Origin of the sequence: Bacillus sp. FSL M7-1345, assembly GCF_038006985.1 — a bacterium.
GTDB lineage: Bacteria > Bacillota > Bacilli > Bacillales > Bacillaceae_G > Bacillus_A > Bacillus_A cereus_U.
Map to the genome: position 1 here is coordinate 4,261,252 of NZ_JBBOWG010000001.1, position 20,865 is coordinate 4,282,116.

Sequence of the window (20,865 nt, forward strand, 5' to 3'; positions counted from 1 at the left end):
CATTTTCTCTTAGTATACAGCAAAACCGTTTACTATACATTCGTTTCCTGCATAGCGGCAAATTCATCCTCAGAAATAAGGACATCTCTCGGTTTCGTTCCTCTTGCTTCAGAAATAATCCCTTGCGATTCCATCTCTTCAATTAGACGTGCCGCGCGATTATAACCAATACGGAATTTTCTCTGTACAGAAGATGTGGACGCTCCCCCTTGCTCTACAACAAATTGACATGCATCAAAAAATAGTTCATCTTCAGACTCACTCTGCTCTGATTTTGCTAATAAATCCTCTTGCTTAAATAAGTAGTTTGGCTTCATTTGCTTTTTCACATGATCAACGGTTCTTTCAATCTCATCATCTGATACGTATACACCTTGTACACGAACTGGTTTAGATGTGCCGTTTCCTAAAAATAGCATATCACCACGGCCAAGTAATTTCTCCGCGCCCCCAATATCGATAATCGTACGCGAATCAACTTGAGATGATACCGTAAACGAAATACGCGTTGGAATGTTTGATTTAATTAAACCTGTAATAACGTCTACAGATGGACGCTGCGTCGCAACTAATAAGTGAATACCACAAGCACGAGCTTTTTGTGCAATACGACAAATCGCTTCCTCAACATCACCAGGAGCAACCATCATTAAGTCCGCTAACTCATCAATGACGATTACAATATAAGGTAATGTCTCACCTGGGATTTCTCTCCCACTTACAATCGTATTGTAACGAGTTAAATCACGAGCACCAGCATGAGCAAACAATTCATAACGACGTTCCATCTCTTCAACCGCCCACTTTAACGCGGCTGTAGCTGCTTTTACGTCAGTAATAACAGGTGCTACAAGATGCGGAACAGAATTGTATGGTGCCAGCTCAACCATCTTCGGATCAATTAGTATCAACTTCACTTCATGCGGCTTCGCTTTATATAAAATGCTCGTTAAAATCGCGTTAATGCACACACTTTTCCCTGAACCAGTTGCACCCGCAATAAGTCCATGTGGCATTTTTCGAATATCCGTTACAATTGGATCACCTGAAATATCAAGCCCCAGCGCAACTGTAAGTGGTGATTCACTCTTTGTAAATACAGGACTTCTTAAAATTTCACGAAGGAATACTGGCTTACTTTCCTTATTCGGAACTTCAATTCCAATTGCACTCTTCCCTGGAATTGGTGCTTCAATTCGAATATCTTTCGCAGCTAAACTTAACTTAATATCATCACTTAAATTTGTAATTTTATTTACTTTCACACCTGGGTCTGGTTGTACTTCAAAACGAGTTACCGCCGGCCCTTGTGACACATTAATAACATGTGCTCCAACATGGAAATTATTAAATGTCGTATTTAATAATTCTTCCTGTTCTTCTAGCCACTCCGTATTATCTAATGCTGCCTGCTGTGGAATCGACAACAACGTTAATGGCGGAAATTCATACTTCGGCGGCGTTTGTAGTACGTTGCGCATATCGTTCTCTTTTTGATTTACAACATATGCTTTCTCTTGTACTTGTTCAGCCACCACTACTTGTTGCATCGGTTTTTCTTCTACTTGTGGTTCCACTACCACTTGCTGCATTGGCTTTTCTTCCACTTGAGCTTCTACTACCACTTGCTGCATTGCTTTTTCTTCCACTTGAGCTTCTACTACCACTTGCTGCATTGCTTTTTCTTCCACTTGAGCTTCTACTACCACTTGCTGCATCGGTTTTTCTTCTACTTGGGTTTCTACTACCACTTGCTGCATCGGTTTTTCTTCTACTTGGGTTTCTACTACCACTTGCTGCATTGGTTTTTCTTCTACTTGGGTTTCTACCACTACTTGCTGCATTGGTTTTTCCGTTACTCGTTCACCCACAGTAGATTGCGTTACATTCGTTCGTACCGCATGTCTTTCCATTAACTTCTTTCTGTCTTGTTTTAACATGACAACGTTAAATGGAACATGACGCTTTTTCTCACGTTTCGGCTCTTCTTTTTGTGCGACAGGCTGTTCTTCAACAACTTGTTTCTTTTCTTCAGCTTCTTCAATTAAAACATTCGCAAAGCTTTGAACATCTTTCTTCGTTTGCTCATCTGCTTCTGAAACTGGTACGAATACTTCACTTTCTTCCATGAACTCAATTGTTTCTTGCTGAGAAATCACTGGTTGCTCTTCAACTGCTATATTTTCTAACGACCCTGTATTCATCGTTTCTTCAATTACTTCTTCTTGCGGTGTTTCCTCTAATGCGAATTCCGTAACTGATTCTATTTCCTTAGATTCCTCTAATTCCACAGCTTCTTCTGCTTCCTCAGATTCTTCTAATTCCGCAACTTCTTCCGCTTCTTTAGATTCCTCTAATTCCGCAACTTCTTCTGCTTCCTCAGATTCTTCTAACTCCGCAGCTTCTTCTGCTTCCTTAGGTTCTTCTAACTCCACAACTTCTTCCGCTTCTTTAGATTCCTCTAATTCCGCAACCTCTTCTGCTTCCTCAGATTCTTCTAACTCCGCAACTTCTTCTGCTTCCTTAGGTTCTTCTAATTCCGCAACTTCTTCCGCTTCTTTAGATTCCTCTAATTCCGCAACTTCTTCTGCTTCCTCAGATTCTTCTAACTCCGCAGCTTCTTCTGCTTCCTCAGATCCCTCTAATTCCACAACTTCTTCTGCTTCCTTAGGTTCTTCTAATTCCGCAACTTCTTCCGCTTCCTCAGATTCTTCTAACTCCGCAGCTTCTTCTGCTTCCTCAGATCTCTCTAACTCCGCAGCTTCTTCTGCTTCCTTAGGTTCTTCTAATTCCGCAACTTCTTCTGCTTCCTTAGGTTCTTCTAACTCCACAACTTCTTCCGCTTCTTTAGATTCCTCTAATTCCACAATTTCTTCTGCTTCCTCAGATTCTTCTAACTCCGCAGCTTCTTCTGCTTCCATAGATTCTTCTTCAAAAGCATCTGGTATTTCTATAGTAATTGTTTCTTCAAGTTTTTCATCTGCTTTTACAATCACTACATCTTCTAAGGTTTCTTCTTCGACTTGATTTGCTGCAACTTCAGCAACAGTTTCTTCTATTTCTGTATTACATTCATTTTCTTCTGTTAATATCGAATCTACGTGCTCTACTTTAGAATCTATTGACTCTTCTTGTAAAGTTTCTTCGTTATCTTCTGTAGATGATAACGCCACTACATCTTGCTCCTGCTTCAAGGCTTGTACAATTGTAGCCTCTTCTTCCACATGCTGTCCTACTGTTTTATGAAGCAAATCATCACTTAGGCTTTCTTCTAATGAAGGGGCTTGACGTTCAACTTCGTAACCGTTTTTCTCTAACCATGCATCCACAACCGATTTTTCTTCTACTTTATTACTTCGTTCGTTCACTCCGTTCTTAACAGATGAACTTCCTTGTAGAACTCCCGAAAAGTCAGATAATGTATATCCCTTTTTCTCTAACCATGCGTCAACAACAGCTTTTCCTTCAACAGATATTTCAAGATCTTCTCTTTCCTTTTCTTCCTCCTGCACAACCTTCGTTTCTACTGAAGGACGGTTATATCCATAAATTGGAGAAATCATTTCTGTTGGACGAAATGGTCTACGGTTACTTTCTTGCGACGGTACGAATGCTTTTTTTACGACAGGCTCTGGTTCCGGTTCATATTGCAATTCCGGTTCCTCATATGTAGGTGCTTCTGTTTCCACATACGGTCGTCTGCTTCTTTCCACTTTTGTTCCTCTTTGAGTAGGCTGTTCTTCATATGTTCCTCTTTGAATAGGTTGTTCTTCAAAGTTAGGCAGTTCTCTTACATCCTCCTCATCGAAGCCATTATCTGGTATTAGTGGAAAACGACATTTCCCTGCATTCCGACTTGCCATTTGTGCTTCTCTTGCTTCAGTGTAGTGGTTTACACGAGGAATTTTCGGCTGACTTACAATTTGCTTTGGTACTTCTTTATTCATCGCTGTTTTTTCTTCCTCTTTGTTAAACAGCTTTTTCATCCAATCTAACATGCTTACCACTCTTTCTACTAAATAGTAACAACCTTTATTGTATCAGCATTCGGCAAAAAGTGCAGGTAAAATTAAGCATATTAACTTTATCCATAATATTCTAATTTACGAGTATTTTGTATATAGAAAAAAGCAGCCTTCCATATAAGACTGCAATTTAAGCTTTATTTTTCCGATATTCATCTACACTATCCGTCACGCTTTGTAATAAAGAATTTACATACTGTGGGTCTGATAATTTTTTGTCTTCTTCTGGGTTTGACATAAATCCGAGTTCTAATAGTACTCCAGGTACTTTCGACCAATTAAATCCAGAAAGGTCATCTCGAAATTTAATTCCATTTACTTTCACCTGATGATTTCCCCTCATTTTGTTTACAATTGTTTGAGAGACTTGAAGACTTTCAGCATAGATTTCTTTCGTATATTGATTTCCTTCTGCTGGCGTCAATACAGCGAACCCACTTTGGTTTGGATTTTCAGAGCCATCCGCGTGAAGACGTAAAAATAAATTCGCCTTATGATCATTCGCGAATGCCGCTCGTTCCTTATTACTTATATCAACCTCATGTGACGTTCTTGTCATCAATACTTGTATACCTTTTGCTTCCAGTTTTTCTTTCAATATAAAAGCCATCTCTAATACAAGAACTGATTCCCTCTTTTTCGTTACAACTCCCGTTGTTCCGTCTGTTACTTTATATTTTTGCGTAGTTGCTCCTGGACCAATTGGCTCTAAATTTAAATTCGCTTTTTGTTGATGCCCCGGATCAATAACGACGAGAAACTTCTCTTGTTTCTCATTACTCTCTACTTTTTGTTCATTATTTTGTACGGGCTGTTCAGTCGTCTGTGCCGGCGGGATTTCCTCTGTCTTTTCTTTGGCCGACACTTCCTCCTGCTTCAGTTCAACTTGTTCATTCGTTTGAATTGCTTGCGGTTCTTCTTTCTTTTCTTGTTCTTCTTGCTGCTTTTCTACCGGTGCGTCTTCTTTTTTATCGTTGTTTTTTTCTTGTACAGAAGATGTTGTTTCTTTTTTCGGTTGTTCTTGTGAACAACCTCCCATATATATTCCAATGACTGCAATAGCGCACATTATTTTTATATACTTCATTTTTCTCTCCTATCACTTTGCACCGGGCTCAAAGCATTTTCTTATAGTATTTTTATAATATCATCCATATTTCCGATATAAATCGGTTGCCACGTTTCCGTACCGCGCTCAGCTGTATAAACAGGGTAAGTATCTTCAGCTACATTAACGAAAACAGGATCTCCCATATCCGTTTCATATCCGATAACAATCCATCCTTCTTGCCATTTTCCACTTTCTTTACTTATTAATGAATTTTTATGTTTATCATATCGGTAACCGATTTGTCCTTTTTCTAATTCATCTTCGCTAAATAAATATATTTCATAGGAACCTAACTCGATATCTTGCTGTTTTGAAGTTTCAATTCGTTTCAGAAGTTCTGCAATTTTTGGTTGTTGTTTCATACGTCTATCCCCTTCTTTTTTCTAAATTTTACCTAATCTATTTTTAAAATACAATATAGATTTTGAGAGGAAACGTTACAATGCTAGGAATTCCGCACAAAAAAAGTAGCCTCACGTATGCGAGGCTACTTTTCTAATATCAATTAAAATTTAAATTCTTGTCCAACTTCAAAGCTGTCTTCTAATACAAGAATACCTTTTTCTTCTGGAGCATCTGGAAGCTCTAATTCACGTGCAGAGCAAATCATTCCAGAAGAAGGAACACCGCGAAGTTCAGCTGGTTTAATTAACATACCGCTTGGCATTACAGCACCGATTTTCGCAACGACAACTTTTTGTCCTGCATCAACGTTTGGTGCACCACATACGATTTGTAATGTTTCTGTACCGATTTCTACTGTACAGATGTTTAATTTATCAGCATTTGGATGCTTCTCTTTTTCAGCTACATAGCCTACAACAAATTTCGGCGTGAAATCAGCTTCTACTTTTTCTTCAAAGCCGTTCTTTGCTAAAATGTCGTTAATTTTTTCAACAAACTCTTTCGTTAATGTAACGTTTCCGTTGTCTGTTACTTCTACATAAGAAGACGCATTAAAGATGTTGAATCCTCCTGTTACGTTGCTTTCACGATCATAAACGCGAGCAACATCTCCTTTGCGGTCAAATGTACGGTTTTCTAAAGTAATATCTTGTAAGGTAACAATTAAAGTGTCACCAATTCCTTCAAGGTTGTAAAAAACGTTCACTTCGTTCATCCTTTCTCTTTTCCATCTGTCTTCTTCCGATTCTTCGCTAAAATAAAGATTGGTTCGAAGTCCCCATCTTCATATACGAATGAAAGTGATGTAATCGGAACATGCCCTTCGGCAAAAAATTTCATTGTCATTTGTGCAATAATATCATAACCGATTTCGTTGACGATATCAGCAATAATTAATACATCTTGGTGAGGAACTGCAACAACCATATCACCAGAGATCTTTTCACGCATCGAGTGTAGTAACGATTCGTTTAAAATACGACTCGCATCGTATCCATCATTTGTGTTTAAAAAGTAGAATGTATTGCCTGCTACTGTGTCCTGCTTAAATTCATAGCCTAATGAGCGAGCATTAAATAATGCCATTTCACGTACTTGTTCCTCTGTAAGCTCTAATTTTTGCAATAAGCGCTCATCAATTAATCGATACGTTTTATTAGAATCTAGCGCATAGTAAATACGTGTTTCCGCCGTATGGTCCGTCATAAGAAACGGATTTCCTTCTTCTGATTGTTTCGGGAAAGAAGTAGAGCGAATAACAGGTAAAATTTTCGCCGTGCTATTTTCTTCTTTATGCATTGCAATTAGCGCTTCTTGTACGTAATAAGCGACCTCTTCAATCGCTTTTTCTTTGTTCACTTCCCATTTTGCCACTACTCCTGGAAGTGATACGTTAATACCTTTTTTCGAGTCTATTTGTTCAATACGAAGAACTTCTTTCTCACTATCATAATGAAAGTCCCATTCTGGTCGAGATAATTTCTTCATTAACTCGTCTTTCATCTTTTTACTTGTCATTTTCATCTCTTTTTCCTCCCTTCCAAAAAAATAACCTCCCCCGCGAAGGTAGAGGTTGTTTTTACAATTCAATTGGCTAATTGTCTTATTTTAAACCTTCAATAAACTCTTCGATTTGCTCTTGTGTTTTACGATCTTTATTTACATAGCGTCCAGTTTCTTCACCTTTATTGTACGCTACAAAGCTTGGAATGCCAAATACGTCTACTTTCACGCATAGATCAATAAACTCATCACGATCTACATAGTAAAATGAGAAATCACTATACTTCTCTTCTACTTCTGGCATAAATGGATCAACGAAACGGCAATCTGGGCACCATTCTGCTGAGAACATGAAGACTACATTCTCTTCATTTTTTAATTCTTGGAATTGTTCCATGCTTTCTAATGATTTCATCTATATTTCCTCCTCTAACGAGTGCACTTTTTTCACACTATAATCTTTTCTTTATACTACCATACATCGCGCATGGTGCAAGGTTTATGCTTGCTTTTCATCATACTTATATTGTCCAATAAGTAACTTAACAACGTGTACAAATAATTCCGTTCGGTCGACATAATCATCTGTAAAAATACCGATAGCACCTTCGTGACTACGAATATCTTTTCGCTCTACAAACTCTTCCATCACTTCACTTAGCTCTTTTCCTTCTTCAAGCGGTGCTAAAAAATCGTCTGGTAACTTAATACGTGCCCCGCCTGCTACAAATGTTTTACCGTCAATCGTCGCTAAAGCACCCCAGTTACACATAAATAACCCATGCTCCGTTTTCATAACACCGCCTTCTAGCCCAATGCCGATATGAGCTTCACCTTCCTGTAACGCTCTCTTCGCCCTATTTACTGCTCCTTGCATCGTCTCTTCATCTGAGAAAGGCTGGTTTGCCACTCCTGACGGAACAGAAAGAGATGTAATTTCAGCATCTTTCCAAACCTTCTCCACAGCCCCAACTTTCGTTTTATTCTTCGATCCAACTACTACCTTCATTTCACTCACCTCTATATAAATTCATTATTCTATCCTAATACTAGCCTCGAACACCAAATCGGTCTTCATGACTGAGGCTCATACGTAGTGCAACTGACCGCACACACGCATCGCTGGGTCATCTCTCCCATCAAAAAAAGAAAGTAGCTTTCCACAATATTTTCAGCTCCGAACACAAAAACAATCTCCCGCTTTCTTCCTATCCGGGGTTTAAATGCATCGCTCGACCACCAATTAAGCACTAACCGCTACCACTCATCGCTGGGCCATCTCTCCTACCTAAAAAAAGAAAAGGTTTTCCCAAAACAGCCTTCCTCTCTTTTCCTATCCGCGGTCTTAATACATCATTCGAGCACCAATTACGCACTAACCGCCACCACTCATCGCTGGGCCATCTCTCCTACCTAAAAAAAGAAAGGCTCTTCAGCCCTTCTTCCTCTTTACGCGTTATTCTTAATTGTCTCTAACGTCGTTTTGTCCGTCGCTCTCACAAGCTTCGTAATTAATTCCTTCGCTGCCGCATAATCATCAACATGTAAAATAGAAGCATGTGTATGAATGTAGCGTGCACAAACACCAATTACTGCTGATGGGATACCAGAGTTACTTGTATGTACACGGCCCGCATCTGTACCACCTTGTGAAATAAAGTATTGGTACGGAATGTTATGTGTTTCTGCTGTATCTAAAATAAATTCACGCATTCCTCTATGTGTTATCATTGTGCGGTCATAAATACGAAGAAGCGCTCCTTTTCCTAATTGACCGAACTGCGTCTTATCACCAGATGCATCATTTGCTGGACTTGCATCAAGCGCATAGAAAATATCTGGTTGAATCATATTTGCAGCAGTTTGTGCTCCGCGAAGACCTACTTCTTCTTGTACAGTCGCACCAGAGTATAATGTGTTTGGTAATGTTTCATCTTTTAATTCCTTTAGCAATTCGATAGCAAGACCACACCCATAGCGGTTATCCCAAGCTTTCGCCATAATTTTCTTCTCATTTGCCATCGGCGTGAATGGACAGATTGGCACGATTTGTTGCCCTGGCTTTATGCCAATTTCAATCGCATCTTCATAACTATCTGCACCTATATCAATTAACATATTTTTTATATCCATCGGTTTTGCACGTTGCGCATCACTTAATAAATGAGGCGGAATAGAACCAACAACCCCAATAACAGGACCATTCTTCGTCATAACTTGTACACGCTGAGCTAATAGTACTTGGCTCCACCAGCCACCTAACGTTTGAAAACGAAGCATCCCATTTTTCGTAATTTGCGTAACCATGAAACCTACTTCATCCATATGACCTGCTACAAGAACGCGCGGGCCAGTTTCGTCCCCTTTTTTCAGGCCAAATACGCTACCTAAACCGTCTTGCACAATTTCATCAGCATATTTGCTTAATTCTTGCTTCATAAAACGGCGTACATCATGTTCAAAACCTGATGCACCTTGTAATTCTGTTAACGTACGAAATAATTGTAATGTCTCTTTATTCACGAAGTCCCCTTCTTTCAAACCTTAGTAGAATACCTCTTTTATTGTAACGAAATTTTCGAAATGTTTCTAGTTTCTTCTTTTTTAGTTGCATTTGCATTATAATTATTATTGGTACACTATTTTTATTTTACAGAATTGAGGTGAATATATGAGCTGGAAAGGTTTAGTCACAGGTCTTGGCGTTGGGTTCGCAGCTGGTTATTTCGTTGCAAACAAAGTACAAGAACAATCCCATATTTCTTCAGAAAAAGCATTGAAAATGGTGAAACAAGCATTAAGTCATAAAGGTGAAATTACTGGCTCTTGGGTACATATGGTTCCAGAGACATTTGAAAAATATGATGTCGCGTACGAAGTTTATCGCGGCGGTCTTACAACGATGTTAGATGAAATACAAGAACGATTTGAATTTTTAGTTGATGCTAAAACAGGCACTGTCTTAGAAGTTATAGCAGCATAAAAAAAAGCTAGTAATTACTAGCTTTTTTAAGCTTCTACAATCGTTTTTCTCTCTATCTTTTCCACTATATGCCCTTCTTCATTCCACTTTACTGCACGGTAATATGCATCATGATAAAAAGTAAACCACGCCTCTTTTTCAGCACCATACTTCATCCACTTTTGTTTATGTTCAATCGATGTCATCGGATAATCATCGTATGCCATTACCCATAATACATTTTGATGTGCATGCGTCGGTAAAATATCCGCTAAATGAAGCATCGTTTCACCTTGACTTTCAAGAATGACAACGGCATGTCCATCACTATGACCACCTGTATGCGCCATTTTTATTTCATCCGTAATTTCTATTTCTTGCCTGAACGTAACAATCTTATCAACGATTGGCTCCCAATTTTCCTTCCAATATGTATTTCGCGATCTAACATTGGGATTTTTCATTTCATTCCATTCAGTCTCACTTACATAAATCGTTGCGTTCGGAAACGCCGGAACAAGGTGATTTCCCTCCCATTTTGTTAAACCAGATGCATGGTCAAAATGAAGATGTGTCATTAAGACGTAATGAATATCTTCAGTACGCAGTCCCAGTTTTTCTAAAGATTCCTTAACTGATGATTCTTCTGTTACACCTTGATTCCGCTTCATTTTCTCATTCAATTTACCGTTCCCTATCCCTGCATCAATAAGCATGTTTCCTTCTTTCGTTTGCAAGAGTAACGGATCTGTTCGTAAATAAATATGATTTGTATCATTATGTTTATATTTGCGTGACCAAAGTACTTTTGGCACAACTCCAAACATCGCGCCTCCATCTAAATGTGTATTCCCACCTTTTAGCCACGTCACTTTTATATTTCCAATTTGTAACTGTTCCATATCCAATCCCCCTTTTTTTATTTAATTTTAACATAATATTCCGATTATTTTTCATATAAAAAACCTATGCATTACTGCATAGGCTCCGTACGATATTTTGCTTCAACTCGGTAAATACGATGACCTTTACTAGAGAATTTCTCTTCGTATTCTGTCATAATGTTTCCTTCATAATCACTATTATGAAGATCTAGGCTAAGGTAAGTTAATAACATACCATACTCAGCCATACTCATAAGAGAATATTCAAATAAGCTTTGGTTATCAGTTTTGAAATGAATTTCTCCACCATCTACTAACACTTCTTCATAATTGCGTAAAAATGCTTTATACGTTAAACGACGCTTCGTATGACGATTCTTCGGCCATGGATCTGAGAAGTTTAAATAAACGCGGTCAATTTCACCTTTCGCAAAGAAAACTGTTAAATCTTCAGCATCTTTATTAATTAACTTTAAGTTCGGTACTTCTTCTTCAATTAATTTATCAAGTGCATCTACAACAACACTTGTGAATTTTTCAATTCCAATATAGTTTATATGCGGATTTGCTTTTGCCATATCATACATAAAGCGGCCACGTCCTGTACCTACTTCAATATGAATTGGCTGTTCATTTCCAAATATTTCTTTCCAGTTACCAGCGCTCTCCTCTGGTTTTCCAATTACGATATGTGAATACTCATTAATTCGATCCATTGCATAAGGCTTATGTCTTAAACGCATAGATGTCTCCCTCTCTTTACAAAACTATTTTAAAGGAAAAATTCCTTCTTTCTGTTTTAATCAATCTATCAAACAAAAAACCAAGTACGTACGAGCACTCGGTCCGTTTCTTTCAAGTATAAGATGTACCATTTTGATAAAAACTACATAAAGCATTAAACATTCCATGACGAAACAGCTTTTTCTCTTACATTTCTAGGGAGAGAAAAACACTCGAAAGGATGATCCGTTCATGCCAATTAATCAACAGCATCAATTAGAAGTGTTAAAAGATATTTTAATCAATCATCAAAGTGATTGCTGCGGGACAGTTTCTGAATGCGAGCAATTAGAGCGCCTCATTCAATCGTTACTCGCAAACGATAGTATAAGTAGTGACACTAAAGCAATGCTAAACGATGTATATTCTTATAGTCAATCGGGTAAATCTTCCTCTAATTTGGACAACCATATTTCCAATAATCAAGAACAACTTACTCAGTGGATTGCTGGAATGGACAATTTTTCTTAAGTATTATTCTGAAGCAAGTAGTTGCTGTAAATATTGATGCCAATATTTCGCTTCTGCTTGCTGCTTTTTTGTTGTGTGCCATTGAATAGATAAAATCGTTTGTGCTATCACATACCATCTCATACGCCTAAGCAACGATTCATCTAGTTCAACCTCATAATATCCGAGCCACTCACTCCATTCATGGCGCGGAACATACCAATATAATAACATACCAATATCCAGAGCTGGATCAGCAATAACAGCTCCATCCCAATCAATTAAAAACAATTCATCTTCATCCGACAATATCCAATTGTTATGGTTTACATCACAATGGCATACAACGAATTCATTGTACTCAATATCTTTTAATGACTCAGTTAAATATTGAAGACCTTGCTGAATTGTTTCATCAACCCTTATATCTCCTCTTAAAACGAGCTGTAATTGTTGTAATAACTCTTGCCCATGAAGCGGCTGCTTCCCTAGCCTTTGAATCATCTGCACAAGTGCTTTAGAGGAGTGTATTTTCTTCAAAAGTTTCGCAACACGTTCTAGTTTCATATCCTCTGGCTCTAACTTCTGTCCCGGAAGCCATTTTTGAGCAGAAATTACATCACCGTTCGTTACCCTTCTTGTCCAAAGTAATTTTGGAACAATTCCTTCTGCTGACAATACCGCTAAAAAGGGCGATGTATTCCGCTTTAAAAATAACTTTTGTTGTCCGTTTTGCGCAATATATGCATCGCCCGTTACTCCACCAGCCGGTATAAGACTCCACTCTTTTCCTAATAATTGTTCCAACCATTCCATATTCATTACCCGTTAACAAATCCTTATCTTTTATAGTTATGAAAAGAAAAACCGCAACATTTCTACACATGTTGTGGATTCATATATTTTACTGTATTTGAATGAAAAAACTTGGCATAAGCCGAAAACAGGATAAATCACCTGTTCTTCTAGTTTATTTTACAAAATCACTCATAGAATGACAACTTATCAAAATCGTCACCTTTGTCAATTCTACATTTATTACATTCTCATCGTCAAGTAGCGATTTGTCACATTATCGTCAATATATACGTGCTAATTGGAGCCAATTGAAGTTCCTTTCCTCTAAATGAAGAAATTGGCTCTATTTTTGCTTGCTTTTCGTTTACTAACACATGCCACGTTTCTTCTTTTGGAAGCTGCACCGTTTTAGCTTCCAAACCGCTATTGAATAGCACAACAATCTCTTTCCACGGCCCAAATAATTCTACATGTTGCAGGTGGTATGCAAGTGCTTCTTTTGATGTTTGCAAAAAAGTCATATGCTTTTTTATAAGGTCAGCACTTTTTAATCGGAATGCCCCATGCTCCTTCCGAATCGCAATTAAACCTTTTATATAGTTAACTGTCTCCATCTCTTTTTCTTTTTGATCCCAATCTAATTGATTAATTTCATCATTTGCATTATAACTATTTTCATTTCCTTGCTTCGTACGATAAAACTCTTGCCCCGCATGTAAGAAAGGAATACCTTGTGAAAGAATAACCATTGCAGTTGCTAAGCGATGACGCCTTTTCAAAATTTCTTCTGATTCTGGATTACTTTGCACTAGTTTATCCCACATCGTCATATTGTCATGACATTCTACATAGTTGATGCTTTGTACTGGCTCTAGGAACAATCCTGTTTCTTTCATACTTAAAAGGCTACCAGCTACTACATACTGCAAATGATTACAGTCTACATGCCCACCAAATGCAAAGCCACGTTTATTTATATTAAAAGTACTTCCTTTTACTCCATCACGAAATTGATCATTAAACTGTGCGATACATGGCATTTTATTCGCATTATTTAACGTCGCTTTCTCTTCAAGAGGAAGCGGTGTTTGTAAATCCCATCCTTCACCTAATAACAGCGCATCCTGCTTTATTTTTCGCACTTCTTTTTCTAACGTATTCATCGTTTCAACATCTGAAATCCCCATTAAATCAAATCGGAATCCATCAACATTGTATTCAGTAAGCCAATATAAAACAGATTCTATAATAAATTTCCTCATCATTTTCCGTTCAGATGCTATATCATTTCCAACTCCCGTCCCATTAGAAGGCATACCATCTTCCCCATGACGAAAATAATATCCCGGGACAAGCTTCTCAAATGATGATAATTCTCTTTCATAAACATGATTATATACAACATCTATAATCACTCGAATGCCGTGATCATGAAATGTTTCAATTAGTTGTTTACACTCTACTATCCTGTTATACGGATCAGAAAGGTTTGTAACATAAAATCCTGTTGGTATATTGTAATATAATGGATTATATCCCCAATTATATGCGGAAGCAGGATTCACTTCATCTATACCACCAAAACAATGTAAAGGTAATAGTTCAACATGTGTAACGCCTAAATCTTTTATATGAGCCAATCCTGTTAATGTCCCATTTCGTCCCGTTGTCTCTTCTTCCATCAATCCTTTATATGTTCCCTTTTTATTCACTCCACTGTTTGGATGAATAGTAGCGTCACGAATATGCAGTTCATACAATATGGCATCTGTCATCGACTGTAATGGTGATAATTTCTCTCGTTTTGTTACATTCGTCTTTTCCAAATCGATAACAACGCCGTATTTCCCATTTACAGTCACTGACTTTGCGTAAGGATCAACCGCTTCATTCCATATTAAATTAATACAAACAAGGAATGTATATCTTGCTCCATCATGATCACCTTGTAATGTATGAATCCACACTCCGTTTTCTTCTCTGTACATTTCATAATCAATATATTCTTTATCACTTTTATAAATCCGTACTTTCGCAAGCCTTGCGGTCGGAGCCCATACTTTAAATATTGTTTCTTCTTTTTTATACACAGCACCTAAGTCGGTACCTTCGTAATAATATTTTTCATCGAAAACTACCGTTCGAATCACAGCGCCTATTTGTAAATCTGTTTCTTCATTCCGTTCATCCCGTACTGTATAATACTTCCCCACATCTAGCGGCTCTTCTATAAAACATTCATACTTCGTTGCATCTGGAAGAGCAATAGTATGAACAATCGGTAACTCTTTCACATTGCTTCCTTCTTGTAAACGAAATGTCCGGCTTGTTCCATACGCATGCGGGAGCAAAATTGTAATTTTATTCATTTCATCTAAATAGGCATCAAATGGACGTTTTACTTTCAACATAAAAAATCACCATCATTCTTAAAGTTAAAATGAAACGAGCTGCACATGATAAGGCTTTTCTTATCAGCGAAGCTCTATACAGTAACATATTATTCCCTATAGTATATTCACCTGTATAAAAAACGTTTTCACACATTCTATTTTTGTAATTTTATTTCGGCAACTAGTCTATACTTTGGCGTTTCCTTAACGTGAGATTCATACAAAGTAATCGTATCTGCTCGAAATGATGTTACGGGTAAATCTTTTACATTTGTCAGATCAAATACTTTTTCTCCTACCCATTTACGAGCAACAGTAATATGTGGATGATAAGGACGTGTCTCTAGAGAAAAACCATTTTCTTCACAAATTGTATGCACTTGTTTTTGCAACTGAACCAAATCATTATTCCCACTTACCTTGGCCCAAAAAATACGCGGCTCTTCTTCTAGGCCAAACGTTGAAAATTCTTGTAACGTGAACGATAGTTCTTTTGTTTCTGTAAGTATTTGTAATCCATTCTTTATTCCTTCTAATTGTTCCTCTGTCGCACTTCCTAAAAATGAAAGTGTAATATGATAGTCTTCTTCATGTACCCACGAGCGAAATGGTAATTCATCCTTCATTTCCTCTTTATAATTAGAGAGCACTTCTTTTATATGACGTGGTAAAGTTACTGCGACAAAATAATGCGGCACCATCTACATCGTCTCCTTTATGTTATTGTTGCTTTTCTTGCTTATATCATTCAGCTAAAAAGAATCCGCCCTCTAAAGTAGAGAGCGGTCATTATTTACATATCTTTTATTTCGCTAATTCATGAATTGCTTGCGCATAAATCGCTGTTGCTTTTAATAAATCTTGAATTTCAATGTACTCGTCTTTTTGATGCGCAAGTTCTTCTTTTCCTGGGAATAACGGGCCAAATGCAACGCCAGCTTTCAATGAACGAGCATAAGTACCACCACCAATTGCTAACAATTCAGCTTTTTCACCCGTTTGTTCTTCATATACGCGTTGCAAAGTACGAATTAACGTATGATCTTTGTCAACGTGATGCGGGCGAGAGTTAGAATAATCCGCTACTTCAAATCCATGAGTACCAACATATTCTTTTAACTTTGCAATCGTTTCTTCAAAGTTAGTCGTAACTGGATAGCGTACATTTAATCCTAAATTACCACCGTTTTCTTGCGAGTAAGACAGGCGACCAACATTCACTGTTAACGGGCCGCTAATATCGTCTTTATAAGAAATACCAGCTTTTTCTCCAATAATATCACCTGTAAATGTTTCTGTTACAAACGATGCAAAGGAAGCCCCTTTTCCATCAAGAGAAACTTTCGTTAAGCAGTTTGCCAATAATAAACCTGCATTTTCTCCCTTTTCTGGAGTAGATCCGTGAGCTGAAATCCCTTTGATTTGCAACGTCACCGTATTTCCTTCTACAATTGCTTTACCTATTTTTTTAGCAGTTTGTAAATACTCTTCATATGCTACTGTAAGTGCATTTACATCTTCTCCTGTAATAACTGCTTCTGCAAAATCTGGAACCATATTTAAACGACGACCTGACTCAAATGAAAGAAGCTTAAATGTGCCTTCTTTCTCTTCGCCACCATTTTGCACAACTTGTATGTCAGAAATTCCTTTTTCCGCATTAATAATTGGAAAATCTGCATCCGGCGCAAAACCGATTGTTGGCATTTCTTCATTTTTAAAATAATGATCTACACACTTCCAATTGCTTTCCTCATCTGTTCCTAAAATCATACGAACACGTTTTGAAAGAGGTAAGCCTAATTCTTTAACGATTTTCATCGCATAATAAGCTGCCATCGTCGGCCCTTTATCATCAATTGCACCGCGTGCAAAAATCTTCCCGTCGCGAATATCCGCACTATACGCAGGAGTTGTCCAGCCATCTCCTTCTGGTACAACATCAACGTGACAAAGAATACCTACTAATTCTTCTCCTTGTCCCATTTCAAGATGACCTGCATACCCTTCTAAATTTTTAGAAGCGAAACCTTCTGCTTCTCCTTTATGTAACATGAAAGATAAGGCTTTTTCTACACCTTCACCAAATGGCGCGCCCTCTTTCACCGATTCTTCTTCCCATACACTTTTAATTTGCAAAAATTGTTGTGTATCAAGAATTAAATCATCTTTTCGTTTTGTAACTTCTTCTGTCCAATTAATCGTTGACATCACGCATCCATCCTTCACTATATTGTCTCTTTCATCATAGCAAACGAAAATCTCTTATGCCATACATGAAAACCTAATAACGAACAATTTTAACATTTCAGATATTTCTTATTAGTTTTTCTTTTATTTTCTCAAAAAAATTTGCAGGAATTTGGCGTTTTACGTAGAAATTTATGAGTTAGTTGACTGACCAAATATACAATGTCAACTTCCAATATTTTTCTATATGAATCTTTGTTAAACTTTTGTAAAATTTAAGTAGATTAAAGCATGAATTTTATCATGTAGAGTACAATGGTAGTAACGACCTTCTTTCCTGAATGGGGTCAAAAAAACTGGTAGAGGAGTGGTTTTCTCTTGAAACCTACAACTACTCGTATGCTAACACGCATTAAATCAATTTATATGTACATCAATGAAAACGGTACGGTAACAACGAAAGACCTTGTAGATGAGTTCGGGATCACACCGCGAACGATACAACGTGATCTAAATGTGTTGCAGTTTAATGAACTCGTGTATAGCCCTTGCCGCGGCAAGTGGACAACGACAGGAAAGAAAGTGAGAATGACCTCATAACAAAAAATAATTGTATGTAAATAAATACATACCCCTTTCTAACTCATTAGAAAGGGGTCTTTTCTATGCTCTGAAATTGGCGTTACTTTTCGTTATCTACTTGATACGTCTTTAATATTTCTACTTCTTCATCTGTTAATTCACGATATTGCCCAAGTTCTAACTCTTCATCTAACACTAAAGGTCCCATCTCTGTTCTCTTTAAATACACTACTTTTTTCCCTACCGCTTCAAACATACGCTTCACTTGATGGAATTTTCCTTCTGTAATAACAAGCTCAATTTCGGAAATATCATCACTTTTTAAAATTGTAAGTTCGCCTGGCTTCGTTTCATAGCCATCTTCTAAAATAACACCTTTAGCGAATTCTATTACATCCTCTTCCGTTACAACGCCTGAAATGTGTGCATAATATTTTTTCGGCACATGCTTTTTCGGAGATAATAGTTGATGCGTTAACTTCCCATCATTTGTGATTAATAAGAAACCTTCTGTATCAATATCGAGCCTTCCAACAGGGAATGGATCGAAAATCGCATCTTCTAATTCTAATAAATCTATTACTGTTTCGTGGTTATCATCTTCTGTCGCTGAAATAACACCTTGTGGTTTATGCATCATTAAATAAACAAACTCTTTATATTCCACAACTTCACCGTGAATCATAACCTCTTGCTCTTCTATATTCACATGAAACTTCGCATCTTTCACTGGCGTTCCATCAATTTTCACAACGCCGTCTTTCAGTAATTTCTTTACTTCTTTTCTACTTCCGTGTCCCATATTCGCTAATAATTTATCTAATCTCATGTTCTTCACCTTCTTTATTTATCATAGAAAAGGGGACGTATTTACGCCCCTTTTGATTTCAACTTTATTTTGAATCTACTACCAAGTTTACGCTGGATTTTCTCTAAAGCTTCTCCGCCAAATACTCTTTCTAGTACTCCCGTGCGAATCGCTAACAATCCGTAAACAAGACCACCAATACCTGCACAAATCGCAACTGTAATAAGAGCACCAATACGGCCATCAGGCGAAATCATGAAGGATAGAAGCCATTGTGATAGTTTTACAGCAATAACCATTACAAGTGTTAATACTGCAATTTGGAATGTTCTCTTATATACAACACCAAATGAATAGTGTGCGTGTTTTTTGATTTGTCTATTCGTATACCATACGGAAGCTAAGAAACCGACTGCAGTAGCTAAAATCGCCCCAACTGTACCGAAATAACGAATAAAGATTACGTTACATACAAATTTCAAAATAACACCCATCACAAGCGCAATAACCGCATGTTTCTGCTTGTTAATCCCTTGCAAGATAGCTGCTGTTACTGTGAATAAAGCGAATAACAATGCAACTGGTGCATACCACATTAATACTTGTCCACCTAGTGGATCTGAATCGTAGAAAGCAGTGTAAATTGGATATGCAAGTGTAGAAATACCGATAACTGCTGGCAATGTTAAAAACATATTCGCCTGGAATGTTTGTGTAATTTGTAATTTTAAATAACGGTATTGCTTTTCAGTAAACGATTTTGTAATCGCTGGTACGAGCGTTAAACTAAACGCTGTTGCAAGTGATACCGGAATCATAATTAATTTATGCGTCCACATCGTGAAAATACCAAGTGCTCGCTCTGCGATATCCCCTTGACCAATCGCCTGCATAATAGAGTTAAATGTCAATGTATCAATTTGTTGATATAAAGGAATTGTTAACCCAATTACGACGTAAGGAATTGCATATGCAAACAACTCTTTAAACAATTGAGCGGTACTCACCGTTGATTCTGGTACAGTTTGCTCAATTAAATATTGATCCAAATATTTTTTACGTTTTAACCAGTACCAAATTAATACGCCAAGTGCTCCAACTGCTGAAACGAACGCAGCGAATGTAGCAACACCAACTGCCGTTGCTACTGTACCGCCAAGTACTTTAATAACGATGAAACTACCCGCTAATAAAAAGACGATACGAATAATTTGCTCAATAATTTGTGAAACCGTAGTCGGTCCCATCGATTGGTGGCCTTGGAAATAACCACGAATCAAACTTGCTGCCGGCACAACAATAAGCGCAAAACTTACGAGGCGAATAATCATCGTAACTTCTTCTATCTTATTTTGTAAACTTTGTTTACCAAGCATTGCTTCTGCAAATAATGGTGCGGTCATGTACAGTACTAAGAAGGAAAGAACTCCTGTTACTATCATCATAACCATTCCCGAGCGGAACATTCTCCGGCTCGTTTTATAATCTCCAAGTGCATTATATTTGGAAACAAACTTCGAAACAGCAAGCGGCACCCCTGCCGTTGCGATACTTAAAAATATCGTATATGGAATGTATCCATATGTATAGAGCGTTCCGCCTTCTGTGCCTACTAATGCATGAAACGGAAAGACGTAAATCATGCCTAAGAACTTTACTAAAAATGTCCCTAACGTCACAATAAGCGTTCCGCGCAGAAATTTTGAATCGGACATACAAAAATCCTCCTACATCTACATAAAGTGAAACTATAATTAGTGGGAGACTCTCCTCCTACTAACCATTCGAGCATTTACAGGCCGCTTTAACTCCCCTTTACTTCTCTTAAATCTTAAGGTAGTAGTCTTATTGCCCATAAATAGCAGGATAATGCTGAACTCTAACTTTTGTATTGTACCACAATTCTCCTCTTAAGCAGTACTTCACTCTATTTTTCTTTTAAGGGAAAACATGCTATTCTTTTAGGCAGGA

Annotated in this window: 19 protein-coding genes; 3 read left to right on the plus strand and 16 right to left on the minus strand. The window is 37.6% G+C overall.

Annotated features, from left to right (window positions below):
* Positions 1 to 32 precede the first annotated feature (32 nt).
* The 8 genes from MHB76_RS22285 to MHB76_RS22320 form a co-directional block, all read right to left on the minus strand.
* Positions 33 to 3,998 carry a DNA translocase FtsK gene (locus MHB76_RS22285; protein WP_340987690.1) on the minus strand — a complete coding sequence of 1,322 codons (3,966 nt, stop codon included), beginning with the start codon at positions 3,996 to 3,998 and terminating at the stop codon, positions 33 to 35.
* A gap of 157 nt (positions 3,999 to 4,155) precedes the next feature.
* Complete coding sequence (locus MHB76_RS22290) at positions 4,156 to 5,112, minus strand: N-acetylmuramoyl-L-alanine amidase (protein ID WP_070140007.1); 957 nt, start codon at positions 5,110 to 5,112, stop codon at positions 4,156 to 4,158.
* A 41-nt stretch (positions 5,113 to 5,153) separates the two neighbouring features.
* Positions 5,154 to 5,498 (minus strand): thiamine transporter, encoded by a 345-nt coding sequence (locus MHB76_RS22295; protein ID WP_070140008.1) that lies wholly within the window; start codon positions 5,496 to 5,498, stop codon positions 5,154 to 5,156.
* Between the two features lie 143 nt (positions 5,499 to 5,641).
* On the minus strand, positions 5,642 to 6,256 hold the full coding sequence (ytpR, locus tag MHB76_RS22300; protein ID WP_002112328.1) for a YtpR family tRNA-binding protein: 615 nt from the start codon (positions 6,254 to 6,256) through the stop codon (positions 5,642 to 5,644).
* Entirely contained in the window at positions 6,253 to 7,065 is an 813-nt protein-coding gene (locus MHB76_RS22305) for a DUF1444 domain-containing protein (RefSeq protein ID WP_002112329.1), read from the minus strand. Before MHB76_RS22305 ends, ytpR begins: the two co-directional genes overlap by 4 nt.
* A gap of 79 nt (positions 7,066 to 7,144) precedes the next feature.
* Entirely contained in the window at positions 7,145 to 7,459 is a 315-nt protein-coding gene (locus tag MHB76_RS22310; RefSeq protein WP_002015619.1) for a thioredoxin family protein, read from the minus strand.
* An 84-nt stretch (positions 7,460 to 7,543) separates the two neighbouring features.
* A complete protein-coding gene (locus MHB76_RS22315; protein WP_078173970.1) occupies positions 7,544 to 8,053 on the minus strand; it encodes a DUF84 family protein in 510 nt (169 codons plus the stop codon).
* Positions 8,054 to 8,493: 440 nt separating this feature from the next.
* A complete protein-coding gene (locus MHB76_RS22320; RefSeq protein WP_078173974.1) occupies positions 8,494 to 9,567 on the minus strand; it encodes a M42 family metallopeptidase in 1,074 nt (357 codons plus the stop codon).
* Between the two features lie 148 nt (positions 9,568 to 9,715).
* On the opposite strand from MHB76_RS22320, the gene MHB76_RS22325 reads away from it, so the two are divergent.
* Positions 9,716 to 10,027, plus strand: coding sequence for a PepSY domain-containing protein (locus MHB76_RS22325; RefSeq protein ID WP_002112333.1), 312 nt, complete (start codon positions 9,716 to 9,718; stop codon positions 10,025 to 10,027).
* A gap of 26 nt (positions 10,028 to 10,053) precedes the next feature.
* On the opposite strand, the gene MHB76_RS22330 is transcribed toward MHB76_RS22325, so the two are convergent.
* Positions 10,054 to 10,908 carry a YtnP family quorum-quenching lactonase gene (locus MHB76_RS22330; protein WP_002112334.1) on the minus strand — a complete coding sequence of 285 codons (855 nt, stop codon included), beginning with the start codon at positions 10,906 to 10,908 and terminating at the stop codon, positions 10,054 to 10,056.
* Positions 10,909 to 10,979: 71 nt separating this feature from the next.
* Positions 10,980 to 11,633 (minus strand): tRNA (guanosine(46)-N7)-methyltransferase TrmB, encoded by a 654-nt coding sequence (trmB, locus tag MHB76_RS22335; protein ID WP_078173969.1) that lies wholly within the window; start codon positions 11,631 to 11,633, stop codon positions 10,980 to 10,982.
* A 232-nt stretch (positions 11,634 to 11,865) separates the two neighbouring features.
* On the opposite strand from trmB, the gene MHB76_RS22340 reads away from it, so the two are divergent.
* Complete coding sequence (locus tag MHB76_RS22340; protein ID WP_002160191.1) at positions 11,866 to 12,144, plus strand: YtzH-like family protein; 279 nt, start codon at positions 11,866 to 11,868, stop codon at positions 12,142 to 12,144.
* A gap of 3 nt (positions 12,145 to 12,147) precedes the next feature.
* Here MHB76_RS22340 and MHB76_RS22345 read toward each other — a convergent pair whose 3' ends face one another.
* The 4 genes from MHB76_RS22345 to pepV all read right to left on the minus strand — a co-directional run bounded on the left by MHB76_RS22345 (position 12,148) and on the right by pepV (position 17,525).
* The gene (locus tag MHB76_RS22345) at positions 12,148 to 12,945 is read right to left on the minus strand and encodes a phosphotransferase family protein (RefSeq protein ID WP_002160190.1); all 798 of its coding nucleotides are present in this window, start codon (positions 12,943 to 12,945) and stop codon (positions 12,148 to 12,150) included.
* A gap of 245 nt (positions 12,946 to 13,190) precedes the next feature.
* Positions 13,191 to 15,332 carry a type I pullulanase gene (gene pulA / locus MHB76_RS22350; protein ID WP_078173968.1) on the minus strand — a complete coding sequence of 714 codons (2,142 nt, stop codon included), beginning with the start codon at positions 15,330 to 15,332 and terminating at the stop codon, positions 13,191 to 13,193.
* A 137-nt stretch (positions 15,333 to 15,469) separates the two neighbouring features.
* Complete coding sequence (thpR, locus tag MHB76_RS22355; RefSeq protein ID WP_016106382.1) at positions 15,470 to 16,015, minus strand: RNA 2',3'-cyclic phosphodiesterase; 546 nt, start codon at positions 16,013 to 16,015, stop codon at positions 15,470 to 15,472.
* Between the two features lie 103 nt (positions 16,016 to 16,118).
* Positions 16,119 to 17,525: a dipeptidase PepV gene (gene pepV / locus MHB76_RS22360; protein WP_078173967.1), complete on the minus strand. Its 1,407-nt coding sequence runs from the start codon at positions 17,523 to 17,525 to the stop codon at positions 16,119 to 16,121.
* Positions 17,526 to 17,882: 357 nt separating this feature from the next.
* Here pepV and MHB76_RS22365 point away from each other — a divergent pair, with 357 nt between their 5' ends.
* Positions 17,883 to 18,104 carry a DeoR family transcriptional regulator gene (locus tag MHB76_RS22365; RefSeq protein ID WP_000805512.1) on the plus strand — a complete coding sequence of 74 codons (222 nt, stop codon included), beginning with the start codon at positions 17,883 to 17,885 and terminating at the stop codon, positions 18,102 to 18,104.
* An 82-nt stretch (positions 18,105 to 18,186) separates the two neighbouring features.
* Here the strand turns inward: MHB76_RS22365 and MHB76_RS22370 are convergent, their stop codons facing one another.
* Both MHB76_RS22370 and MHB76_RS22375 read right to left on the minus strand, forming a co-directional pair.
* Positions 18,187 to 18,915, minus strand: coding sequence for a pseudouridine synthase (locus tag MHB76_RS22370; RefSeq protein ID WP_002160186.1), 729 nt, complete (start codon positions 18,913 to 18,915; stop codon positions 18,187 to 18,189).
* 41 nt (positions 18,916 to 18,956) lie between these two features.
* A complete protein-coding gene (locus MHB76_RS22375) occupies positions 18,957 to 20,609 on the minus strand; it encodes a putative polysaccharide biosynthesis protein (protein ID WP_078173966.1) in 1,653 nt (550 codons plus the stop codon).
* Positions 20,610 to 20,865: the final 256 nt, after the last annotated feature.